General features: G+C 45.5%; 8 protein-coding genes and 2 tRNA genes. 6 read left to right on the forward strand and 4 right to left on the reverse strand.

Annotated features, from left to right (window positions below; all coding sequences use genetic code 11):
* Window positions 1-92: 92 nt before the first annotated feature.
* Together BCT81_RS20950 and BCT81_RS20955 are read right to left on the reverse strand one after the other, a co-directional pair.
* Window positions 93-168: transfer RNA gene (locus BCT81_RS20950), tRNA-His, on the reverse strand.
* A gap of 50 nt (window positions 169-218) precedes the next feature.
* Window positions 219-295 (reverse strand) — tRNA-Arg (locus BCT81_RS20955).
* Window positions 296-594: 299 nt separating this feature from the next.
* Between BCT81_RS20955 and BCT81_RS20960 the strand changes: the two genes are divergently transcribed.
* Complete coding sequence (locus BCT81_RS20960; RefSeq protein WP_004740929.1) at window positions 595-1,008, forward strand: cytochrome c5 family protein; 414 nt, start codon at window positions 595-597, stop codon at window positions 1,006-1,008.
* Between the two features lie 96 nt (window positions 1,009-1,104).
* On the opposite strand, the gene rep is transcribed toward BCT81_RS20960, so the two are convergent.
* A complete protein-coding gene (gene rep, locus BCT81_RS20965; RefSeq protein ID WP_102425706.1) occupies window positions 1,105-3,123 on the reverse strand; it encodes a DNA helicase Rep in 2,019 nt (672 codons plus the stop codon).
* Between the two features lie 180 nt (window positions 3,124-3,303).
* On the opposite strand from rep, the gene BCT81_RS20970 reads away from it, so the two are divergent.
* The 4 genes from BCT81_RS20970 (at window position 3,304) to BCT81_RS20985 (ending at window position 8,515) form a co-directional block, all read left to right on the forward strand.
* Window positions 3,304-3,885 carry a TetR/AcrR family transcriptional regulator gene (locus BCT81_RS20970; protein ID WP_198596934.1) on the forward strand — a complete coding sequence of 194 codons (582 nt, stop codon included), beginning with the start codon at window positions 3,304-3,306 and terminating at the stop codon, window positions 3,883-3,885.
* 18 nt (window positions 3,886-3,903) lie between these two features.
* Window positions 3,904-5,010, forward strand: a complete 1,107-nt coding sequence (locus tag BCT81_RS20975; RefSeq protein WP_061033076.1) for an efflux RND transporter periplasmic adaptor subunit — start codon at window positions 3,904-3,906, stop codon at window positions 5,008-5,010.
* An 11-nt stretch (window positions 5,011-5,021) separates the two neighbouring features.
* Window positions 5,022-8,144, forward strand: coding sequence for a multidrug efflux RND transporter permease subunit (locus BCT81_RS20980; RefSeq protein ID WP_102425707.1), 3,123 nt, complete (start codon window positions 5,022-5,024; stop codon window positions 8,142-8,144).
* A gap of 119 nt (window positions 8,145-8,263) precedes the next feature.
* The gene (locus BCT81_RS20985; protein ID WP_004740921.1) at window positions 8,264-8,515 is read left to right on the forward strand and encodes an accessory factor UbiK family protein; all 252 of its coding nucleotides are present in this window, start codon (window positions 8,264-8,266) and stop codon (window positions 8,513-8,515) included.
* A 235-nt stretch (window positions 8,516-8,750) separates the two neighbouring features.
* On the opposite strand, the gene ilvC is transcribed toward BCT81_RS20985, so the two are convergent.
* Window positions 8,751-10,235, reverse strand: coding sequence for a ketol-acid reductoisomerase (ilvC, locus tag BCT81_RS20990; protein WP_008224071.1), 1,485 nt, complete (start codon window positions 10,233-10,235; stop codon window positions 8,751-8,753).
* Window positions 10,236-10,380: 145 nt separating this feature from the next.
* On the opposite strand from ilvC, the gene ilvY reads away from it, so the two are divergent.
* Window positions 10,381-11,271, forward strand: coding sequence for an HTH-type transcriptional activator IlvY (ilvY, locus tag BCT81_RS20995; protein WP_061033074.1), 891 nt, complete (start codon window positions 10,381-10,383; stop codon window positions 11,269-11,271).
* Window positions 11,272-11,312 lie beyond the last annotated feature (41 nt).

Genomic DNA, 11,312 nt, shown 5'->3' on the forward strand with positions numbered 1-11,312 from the left:
GCTGCGCTATTCACCGACTAGTTTTGTATCGATTCTTGGGATAGTGAATCAACACTGGAAGCCGAAGCTACCGATAATTTGTAAAGAAAGAATGGGGTGGCTAACGAGATTCGAACTCGCGACCACCGGAATCACAATCCAGGGCTCTACCAACTGAGCTATAGCCACCATAATTTCTTTTTCTGCCAATTTCTCGCTTACCGAAGTAAGTGACCGGATGGCGCGCCTGAAAGGATTCGAACCTTCGGCCTTTGGCTCCGGAGGCCAACGCTCTATCCAGCTGAGCTACAGGCGCATGCCCTGTCGGCGGAGTGGAATAATACGTATATCACCCAATGCCGTCTAGTACTTTTTTAACTTTTTTTTCTGTTTGGTCTCTTTTTCGACAGTTAATATGTGATAAACCCCTTATTTGAGTACTACAACCCGCCACAGCTTATAAGTTGTTGTTTATTGCAACAACTTATCGGGATATAATCACCCATTATTTACATTGGTTTAACAGTTGCTCTTTACTGGTTAAAGCCAAAACACCCCCTCCAACACTATAATTTGGTAAGCATGTACTTACCTTGGGAATGTAAAGTGAGTTTAATGGATATGTCTCGTCGAATTTTAAGCGTTGTCATCGCAGTTTTAACCTTCTCAACTGGTGCAATGGCTTCAGGCCTAAGTGAAGCAGAGCAAGATGCAATTGCTGAGCGCATCAAACCAGTTGGTCAAGTATACCTAGTCGGCAGTGAGCCAGTAGCCGCTGAACCAACAGGCCCTCGTGATGGCGCAACAGTTTATGGTACCTTTTGTATAGCTTGTCACGCATCTGGCGTAAGTGGCGCACCTAAAACAGGTGATGCTGGTGACTGGGGTCCTCGTATTGCTCAAGGTCGCGATGTTCTAGCTGACCACGCAATCAACGGCTTCAACGCGATGCCAGCAAAAGGTTCATGTATGGACTGTTCAGACGACGAAATCAAAGATGCTATCGAGCACATGATTGCTGGTCTGTAATTTGCCGATCTATAGTTAAAAATGCCAAATTCAAAAAAGGTGACCAACAGGTCACCTTTTTTATTGTCTTCTATATAGTACTCATCAAGCAGAACATTACTTCTTATTGAACATCGCTCGAATATTGGCAATGTGCGCCTGCCCTTTCTCCATTCGCTCTTCAGCGGACTGTGGCTTCTTGACGCTTTCCCATTCCACATCATCATGCGGCAATTCATCAAGAAAACGACTCTGTGTTGGCTTAATTAACTCACCAAACTGACGACGTTCACGACACTTAGTAAAAGTCAGCTCTTTCTGCGCTCGAGTAATACCCACATACATCAGGCGACGCTCTTCCTCAACGTTACCTTCATCAACACTGGTTTGGTGCGGCAAGATGCCCTCTTCTGTTCCCATCAAATACACATATGGGAACTCCAAGCCTTTCGATGCGTGTAGTGTCATTAACTGTACTTGGTCAGCATCGTCATCGTCTTCACCACGTTCCATCATGTCGCGCAGGGTTAAGCGTTGCACGACCTCACGCAGCGTCTTCTCTTCTTTATCGTAATTATCACCTTCTAAATCGGCGACAATCCAGCTATAGAGATCAGAGACGTTCTTCATACGCATCTCTGCCGCTTTCGGGCTTGCTGAGGTTTCGTATAACCAATCTTCGTAGTTAATATCGCGAACCAAAGCACGAACCGCATCTACGGTATTGCCACGCTCTGCGTTATCTGAGATACGAACAATCCAATCAGTGAATCGACGCAGGTTCTCTAAGCCTCGGCCTGTTAGGGTTTGCTCTAAACCCATCTCAAAGCTGGCCTCAAACAAGCTCTTGCCACGCATATTGGCGTAGCTACCTAGCTTTTCTAGCGTCACCGGGCCTATCTCACGGCGCGGCGTGTTTACAATACGTAGGAAGGCGTTGTCATCATCAGGGTTCACCAATACACGCAGGTAAGCCATGATGTCTTTAATTTCCGCTCTAGCGAAGAAAGAGGTTCCGCCAGAGATCTTGTAGGGCACGCGGTTCTGCATCAGCGCTTTTTCAATTAAGCGCGATTGGTGGTTACCACGGTAAAGCACCGCGTAATCTTTGTACTCAGTTCGGTTCAAAAACTTGTGTGCGATGATCTCACCGGTAATACGCTCGGCCTCATGCTCCTCGTTCTTGGCATTCAATACCTTGAGCTTTTCGCCGTCTGGGATCTCAGAGAATAGAGACTTCTCATACACGTGCGGGTTATTGGCGATCAAGATGTTCGCTGCACGCAAGATTCGACTGGTTGAGCGGTAGTTTTGCTCTAGCTTGATCAGGCGAAGGTTAGGATAGTCTTCACCTAGCAACACCAGGTTCTGCGGCTTCGCACCACGCCATGAGTAAATAGATTGGTCATCGTCACCTACTACCGTCAAACGACCACGCTCTCCAACCAGTAGACGAACCAATTCGTACTGGCTGGTATTGGTATCTTGGTATTCGTCCACAAGTAGGTAGCGAATACGTGACTGCCAACGTTCGCGCACTTCTTGATTGGTTTTAAGCAATAGTACCGGTAGTGCAATCAAATCATCAAAGTCGAGGGCGTTGTAAGCCTTCATCTGCTTTTGATACATCTCGAAGCAGAACGCAAACAACTGCTCTTGCTCACCTTGAGCGCGCGCTTTCGCCTGGTCTGGCGTCAGCATGTCATTCTTCCAATTCGAAATCGCACTCATCAATGCACGCAATAAATCTTTATCGCCATCGATTTGTCTTTCAGTTAGCTCTTTTAATAGGGCTAACTGGTCTTGGTCATCAAACAGAGAGAAGCCTGCTTTTAAGCCCAGCGCTTTGTACTCGCGACGAATAATGGTCAAGCCCATAGTGTGGAACGTAGAAACGATAAGTCCTTTCGCTTCTCCTTTACCTAAGGTTTGCCCTACACGTTCTTTCATCTCACGCGCTGCTTTATTGGTAAAGGTCACTGCCGCGATGTTACGCGCCTTGTAGCCACACTCCTGAACCAAATAAGCAATTTTATTAGTGATAACACGTGTCTTGCCTGATCCAGCGCCCGCTAATACTAAGCAGGGGCCTGAAACATACTTCACGGCTTCATCTTGTCTTGGGTTCAGTTTCATTTGATTCTCTATCTATTCTTACAAGGTCGAATTGGTTGCGCGCCTATAATAATGCTGCAACATCACGAATGCTACGTTCTCTTCTACAAGAATTTTACGTCATTTATGCAAAACTTTGTTGCACATGTGTATGGTTCTTAGGCTATAATGAATGAACGTTCATTCATCGGTGATGTAAATATGACTACTCATGCACCTCAGGATAAACGCCAACAAATACTTTCTGCAGCAGAGAAGCTAATTGCTGAGGTCGGTTTTCAAGGCCTCTCAATGCAAAAACTAGCAAAAGAAGCGGGAGTGGCTGCAGGCACTATCTATCGCTACTTTGATGATAAGGATCACTTGATCGATGACGTTCGAGTGCTCGTAACACAACGAGTAGCAGATGCTGTACAAGACGGAGTTAATGATTCGGATCCAATAAAGCAACGCTACAGAACCATGTGGCTCAACATATGGAACTTAGCGGGAACGAACTTAGCTGCGATTAAAAATCGAGTTCAGTATGACTCTCTACCCATCACAAATAGCCTAAACTTCAGGGAACTTGAACGAAAAATGTTTGCCCAAGTTGAGCTGCTATTTAATGAGGGTAAAGAGCAAGGATTGTTTAAACCGCTGCATAATGAAGTATTAAGCGGCTTGAGCTTAGCGGCTAGTGTATCTCTAGCGCGAAAGCATTCTTTAGGATTTTACCAACTCGATGAGGCAGCACTAGAAGCTGCAATAGAAGCCAGTTGGGATGCAATAATTAAACACTAGATCGGAGTTTTGACCATAATGAAAAAGTGGACTTTCTTCATGTTACTCATCGCTGTATTACTTTTCGGCAGCGTTATTGGGTTCAACATGTTCAAACAACAAAAAATTGCTGAGTACATGGCAAACCGCCCTGAACCAGAGTTTCCAGTAACGGTTACTGAAGTTCAGCCGATCGATTGGGTTCCGGTGATTGAAGCTATCGGCTTCATTGAACCAAACCAAGGTGTCACGCTAGCAAACGAAACTAGCGGTGTAATCGACCAAATTTCTTTTGAGTCAGGTACTGAAGTTAAGAGCGATCAACTACTCGTTCGCCTTGATTCAGACGTAGAGAAAGCGAACCTTAAAAGTTCTGAAGCTCGCTTACCTGCAGCAAAAGCTAAGTACAAGCGTTACCAGGGTCTATTCAAGAAAGGCTCTATCTCTAAAGAAGCTTACGATGAAGCAGAAGCTAACTACTTCTCTCTTTCAGCTGATATTGAAAGTCTAAAAGCGTCTATCGATCGTCGCGAAATTCGCGCACCATTCGATGGTACCGTTGGTATCCGCAATGTTTACCTAGGCCAATACTTACAATCAGGTACTGATATTGTTCGTCTAGAAGACACCAGTGTTATGCGCCTACGCTTCACGGTTTCTCAAACTGACATCTCTCGCATCAGTGTGGGTCAAGCAGTTGATATCTTCGTTGACGCTTACCCTGAAATCCCATTTGAGGGCTCTATCAGCGCAATTGAACCTGCAGTAAGCGTGCAAAGTGGTCTTATTCAAGTTCAAGCAGACATTCCAAACAATGATGGCAAGCTTCGTAGCGGTATGTTCGCTCGCGCTAACATCATTCTGCCTAAATTAGAGAACCAAGTAACTCTGCCTCAAACAGCGATTACTTTCACTCTATACGGCGACAATGTTTACATCCTAACTGAAGAAGACGGCGTTCAACGCGTTACTCAACATGTTGTAAAAGTAGGTGAACGTACCGCTGATATCGCACACATCCTTGAAGGTGTGAAAGCGGGCGATACCGTTGTGACTTCTGGCCAAGTACGTCTAAGTAACGGTGCCAAAGTTAAGGTTGTGGAAAGTGATGCAATCACACCACCATCTGAAACACCTATGCTGTAACCGGAGGCACAATGCGCTTTACTGATGTTTTTATTAAACGTCCAGTTCTAGCGGTATCCATCAGCTTTTTGATTGCGCTGCTTGGCTTACAAGCAATCTTCAAAATGCAGGTGCGTGAATACCCTGAAATGACGAATACCGTCGTAACCGTGACCACGAGTTACTACGGTGCAAGTGCCGATCTTATCCAAGGCTTTATCACCCAGCCCCTCGAACAGGCTGTGGCACAAGCGGATAACATCGATTATATGACTTCATCTTCTGTACTCGGTAGCTCTACGATTACCGTTAACATGAAGTTGAACACCGACCCGAATGCAGCGCTGTCTGACATACTGGCCAAGACAAACTCGGTTCGTTCTCAGCTTCCAAAAGAAGCGGAAGATCCAACCGTAACCATGTCGACCGGTTCAACAACGGCGGTACTCTACATTGGTTTTACTAGTGATGAGTTGGTGTCGAGCCAAATTACCGATTATCTAGAGCGTGTAATCAACCCGCAACTATTTACGGTAAACGGTGTATCGAAAGTTGACCTATACGGTGGTATGAAATACGCACTACGCGTATGGCTAGACCCGTCAAAAATGGCTGCAGTCGATCTAACCGCTAGCGATGTGATGTCGGTACTGAATGCCAACAACTACCAATCGGCAACGGGTCAGGCAACCGGTGAGTTCGTTCTCTACAATGGCAGTGCTGATACCCAGGTATCTAACGTTGAAGAGTTAGAGAATCTTGTAGTTCGTAGCGGTGAAGGCGAAATCATCCGTCTATCTGACATTGCTAAGGTTTCTCTAGAGAAAAGCCACGACGTGTACCGTGCAAGTGCGAACGGTCAGGAAGCGGTTGTTGCAGCAATTAACGCGGCACCAAGTGCTAACCCTATCAACATTGCTGCCGATGTTCTTGAGCTTCTTCCTCAGCTAGAGAAGAACCTACCAAGTAACATCTCAATGAACGTAATGTATGACTCGACGATTGCGATTAACGAATCGATTCAAGAGGTTATCAAGACCATCCTTGAAGCAGCATTAATCGTACTGGTTGTAATCACCTTGTTCCTTGGTTCGTTCCGTGCAGTTCTTATCCCTATCGTTACTATCCCACTGTCTTTGATTGGTGTGGCAATGGTAATGCAGGCGATGGGCTTCTCTTGGAACCTGATGACACTACTGGCAATGGTACTCGCCATCGGTCTGGTGGTAGATGATGCAATCGTAGTACTTGAGAACGTCGACCGACATATCAAGCTCGGGGAGTCCCCTTTCCGTGCTGCAATCATCGGTACGCGTGAAATCGCGGTACCAGTTATTGCAATGACGTTAACGCTAGGCGCAGTATACGCTCCTATCGCGATGATGGGTGGTATCACAGGCTCGCTATTTAAAGAGTTCGCGCTAACCCTAGCGGGTTCAGTATTTGTATCCGGTATCGTGGCATTAACGCTGTCGCCAATGATGTGTTCAAAAATGCTGAAAGCTCACGCAGAACCAAGCAAGTTTGAACAAAAGGTACATAGCGTACTGGATGGTATGACTAACCGTTACGAGCGTATGCTTGGTGCGGTAATGAACCATCGCCCGGTATTCATTGGCTTTGCGGTTATCGTATTTGCCAGCTTGCCGATGCTGTTTAAGTTTATCCCAAGTGAGTTAGCACCTTCTGAAGATAAAGGTGTAATCATGCTGATGGGTACAGCACCATCAAATGCGAACTTAGACTTCATGCAAAATACCATGAACGGCGTAAACACGATTCTGTCTGATCAACCAGAAGTAGCGTACGCACAGGTGTTTACCGGTGTGCCGAATGCAAACCAAGCGTTTGGTATCGCATCTATGGTTCCATGGAGTGAGCGTGAGGCGAGCCAATCAGACGTAGCAAACCGCGTTGGTGGTTTAGTTAAAGATGTTCCGGGAATGGCGGTAACTGCATTCCAAATGCCAGAACTACCAGGTGCAGGTTCAGGTCTTCCAATTCAGTTTGTTATTACAACACCAAACAGTTTTGAGAGCTTGTTCCAAATCACTACTGACATTTTAGCGGATGTAGCATCGAACCCGCTGTTCGTTTACTCAGATCTTGATCTGAACTACGACTCAGCAACGATGAAAGTGCACATCGATAAAGACAAAGCGGGCGCATACGGTGTGACCATGCAAGATATTGGTATCACACTTGGTACTATGATGTCTGATGGCTACGTAAACCGTATCGACTTAAACGGTCGTTCTTATGAGGTTATCCCTCAAGTAGAACGTAAGTTCCGTTTGAACCCTGAATCGATGAATAACTACTATGTACGTGCTGCGGATGGTAAAGCGGTGCCACTGGGCAGTTTAATTACGATTGATGTTGTGGCAGAGCCTCGCTCTCTTCCTCACTTCAACCAATTGAATTCAGCTACGATCGGTGCAGTACCGGCTCCAGGCGCTGCAATGGGTGATGCGATTGCATGGTTTGAAGATACGGCAACGAACAAGCTACCAAGTGGCTACAACCACGATTACATGGGTGAAGCACGTCAATACGTAACAGAAGGTAGCGCACTTTACGCAACCTTTGGTCTAGCGTTAGCAATCATCTTCTTGGTACTAGCGATTCAGTTCGAATCTCTAAAAGATCCATTGGTTATCATGGTATCGGTACCACTGGCGATCTGTGGTGCCCTAATTGCTCTAGCTTGGGGTGCGGCAACGATGAACATCTACTCGCAAGTAGGTTTGATAACCTTGGTCGGCCTGATTACTAAGCACGGTATCTTGATCTGTGAGGTTGCAAAAGAAGAACAGTTGCATCACCACAAGACTCGTATTGAAGCGGTAATGGAAGCTGCGAAGGTTCGTCTTCGTCCAATCCTGATGACAACAGCTGCGATGATCGCGGGTCTAATCCCACTGATGTACGCAAGTGGTGCAGGTGCAGCTCAGCGTTTCAGTATCGGTATTGTTATCGTTGCAGGTCTGGCGATTGGTACTATCTTTACGCTGTTTGTACTGCCTGTGATTTACAGCTACCTAGCTGAAAAACACAAGCCTCTTCCTGTGTTTGTTGAAGACAAAGACCTAGAAAAACTAGCTCGCGTTGATGAAGCAAAAGCAGCGCACAGAGAATTAGCAGACAACAAGTAATCGCTAAGTCGTAAAACAATCAAAAAGGCCACTTCGGTGGCCTTTTTTTATACGCGATAGGCGACATCTTAGATGTGATTAAATAGAATAGTGATAAATAGTCAGGAGTTTTAATCGATATGTTTGATCCAAAAAAACTAGAGCAAATTGCTAAGCAGATCCACGACTCTATGCCTCAGCCAGTGAAAGAACTAGGTTCAGACGTAGACCAGAAAGTTCGCCAAGTTATCCAAGGCCAGCTAAACAAACTAGATGTTGTAAGCCGTGAAGAGTTTGATGTTCAAACTCAAGTACTACTGCGCACTCGTCAAAAGCTGACTGAAATGGAACAAAAGCTTGCAGAGCTAGAAGCTAAGCTTGCAGACAAGTAAGCACGCAAGCGAGCAAAGTTAAAAGGGCTGACGTGAAAACGTCAGCCCTTTTTTATGCACTCGAGTTTTTCGGTCTAGACTCCTAACAACACTCCGAGTCACGATACATCTTCCCAATAAACAAAAAAAGCTTGGTCAACGGCGACCAAGCCTTTTAATTAGGTGTTGTGTTTTTTATTTATGACTCCAGTTTTTGGAGCTCTTTAAATTTGTTCGATGTTATCGAGTTAAGAGATTAGCCACCTACTGCGATGCGCTTCATGTCGCTCATGTAGCTACGTAGCTCTTCACCGATGTACTCAACTGGGTGGTTACGGATAGCTTCGTTAACTTCGATTAGTTTAGCGTTATCTACTTGGTTAGATACTTCACCTAGACCGCGACCGATTACGTCTGTTGCTACTGAAGGCATGAACTTCTCACGTAGTAGTGGTGTTGCAACGTTAGCGAACAGGTAGTTACCGTATTCAGCAGTATCAGAGATTACAACGTTCATTTCGTATAGGCGCTTACGAGCAACCGTGTTCGCGATTAGTGGAAGCTCATGTAGAGACTCGTAGTATGCAGACTCATCGATGATGCCAGATGCTGTCATTGCTTCGAACGCTAGCTCAACACCCGCACGAACCATAGCAACAAGTAGGATGCCGTTATCGAAGTACTCTTGCTCAGAGATTTCTACATCAGAAGCTGGGTAATTTTCGAATGCTGTTTCGCCTGTCTCTTCGCGCCAGCCTAGTAGGTTCGCATCGTCGTTCGCCCAGTCAGCCATCATAGTGCTAGAGAATTCGCCTTGGATGATGTCGTCCATGTGCTTGTTGTAAAGCGGACGCATTAGGTCTTTTAGCTCTTCAGAAAGCTCAAATGCTTTGATTTTAGCTGGGTTAGATAGACGGTCCATCATGTGAGTTACGCCACCAAACTTAAGCGCTTCAGTGATCGTTTCCCAACCGTATTGTAGAAGCTTACCTGCGTAGCTTGGGTCGATACCGTCAGCAACCATCTTCTCGTAAGATACGATAGAACCAGCTTGTAGCATGCCACAAAGGATTGTTTGCTCACCCATAAGGTCAGATTTAACTTCAGCAACGAAAGAAGACTCTAGACAACCTGCGCGGTGACCACCTGTACCAGCAGCCCAAGCTTTAGCGATATCCCAACCTTCACCCTTAGGGTCATTCTCTGGGTGAACAGCGATTAGTGTTGGAACACCAAAACCACGCTTGTACTCTTCACGTACTTCAGTACCTGGACACTTAGGTGCAACCATTACAACGGTCAGGTCTTTACGGATTTGCATGCCCTCTTCAACTACGTTGAAGCCGTGTGAGTAACCTAGTGCAGCGCCTTCTTTCATTAGAGGCATGACTGTTTCAACTACGTTAGTGTGTTGTTTGTCTGGAGTTAGGTTGATTACTAGATCCGCTTCAGGAATCAGCTTCTCGTAGCTATCTACTTCAAATCCGTTCTCTTTTGCGTTTTTGTAAGACTGACGTTGCTCGTCAATCGCCGCCTGACGTAGAGCGTAAGCCACGTTTAGGCCTGAATCACGCATGTTTAGACCTTGGTTAAGGCCTTGAGCACCACAACCAACAATTACGATTTTCTTGCCTTCAAGGTATTCAGCTTCTGTCGCAAATTCTTCACGATCCATGAAGCGGCAACGACCTAGTTGGTCTAGTTGTTCACGAAGGTTTAATGTATTGAAATAGTTAGCCATTTGAGGCACTCCTTTAAAAATAAGTCCGTAAGGTCGATATCTCTCTATCGAATGACTTCATACTAAAACAGACATTCCGTTGCTGAAAGTGATATATTCACAATTAGTTATTGCAATAAATGCAACATGGAAACGATCACAGAACATGAACATAAAATCTCTACAATTATTTATACATTTATGTGATAGCAAGAGTTTCAGCAAAACCGCTGCAGCCATGCATGTCAGCCCTTCTGCACTGAGCCGTCAGATACAAAAGCTTGAGGAAGAAACAGGACAGGAACTGCTTATCAGGGACAACCGCAGCGTTGATCTCACTCCGGCAGGAAAACACCTATTGCCAGTAGCGTTGAGTATTGTTGGAGAGTGGCAGCAATATAACCTTCACCTAAAAGGCGGTGAACAAGAGTTAAAGGGGGAGATCAGGATATTTTGCTCCGTGACTGCAAGCTATAGCCATCTTCCTGAGCTAATTACCGAATTCAGAGCCATTCACCCATATATCGAGTTCAAGCTTTCTACAGGCGACCCTGCTCAGTCTATCGATAAGATATTAAATGACGAAGCAGACATCGCGATTTCAGCGAAACCAGACATCCTCCCTTCAAGATTAGAATTCGAAACCATTAGTGATATACCACTATCTGTCATCATCCCATCTGGCGTCAGTAGTTTTGGTCAACAACTACAATCCGACAAGCCAAACTGGAATGAAGTGCCTTTTATCATCCCTGAAGCGGGTACAGCGCGTGAACGAGCCAATGCATGGTTTAAAAAGATGAAGATAAAACCCAACATATACGCGCAAGTTTCTGGCCATGAGGCGATTGTAAGTATGGTGGCACTAGGGTGTGGAGTTGGCATCGCACCTGATGTGGTCATAAACAACAGTCCAGTAAGAGATAAGGTTAGCCGCTTAAAGATAGAGCCCATCAAGCCATTTGAGTTAGGCGTATGTTGTAAGCGAGCACAGCTAGATAACCCTCTAATTCGAGCATTCTGGCAAGTTGCAGAAGGGAAATATTTAGCCGACTAGTCGTCATTGTTTTAAATACAAAAAAGGGAAGAGCACTAAAG

The organism is Vibrio sp. 10N.261.52.A1 (assembly GCF_002876325.1).
Lineage (GTDB): Bacteria > Pseudomonadota > Gammaproteobacteria > Enterobacterales > Vibrionaceae > Vibrio > Vibrio chagasii.

Bases quoted from the DNA above. Each gene is read 5' to 3' on its own strand.
- BCT81_RS20960 (WP_004740929.1), top strand. From the start codon at position 595: ATGGATATGTCTCGTCGAATTTTAAGCGTTGTCATCGCAGTTTTAACC.
- BCT81_RS20970 (WP_198596934.1), top strand. From the start codon at position 3,304: ATGACTACTCATGCACCTCAGGATAAACGCCAACAAATACTTTCTGCA.
- BCT81_RS20975 (WP_061033076.1), top strand. From the start codon at position 3,904: ATGAAAAAGTGGACTTTCTTCATGTTACTCATCGCTGTATTACTTTTC.
- BCT81_RS20980 (WP_102425707.1), top strand. From the start codon at position 5,022: ATGCGCTTTACTGATGTTTTTATTAAACGTCCAGTTCTAGCGGTATCC.
- rep (WP_102425706.1), bottom strand. From the start codon at position 3,123: ATGAAACTGAACCCAAGACAAGATGAAGCCGTGAAGTATGTTTCAGGC.
- ilvC (WP_008224071.1), bottom strand. From the start codon at position 10,235: ATGGCTAACTATTTCAATACATTAAACCTTCGTGAACAACTAGACCAA.
- BCT81_RS20985 (WP_004740921.1), top strand. From the start codon at position 8,264: ATGTTTGATCCAAAAAAACTAGAGCAAATTGCTAAGCAGATCCACGAC.
- ilvY (WP_061033074.1), top strand. From the start codon at position 10,381: ATGAACATAAAATCTCTACAATTATTTATACATTTATGTGATAGCAAG.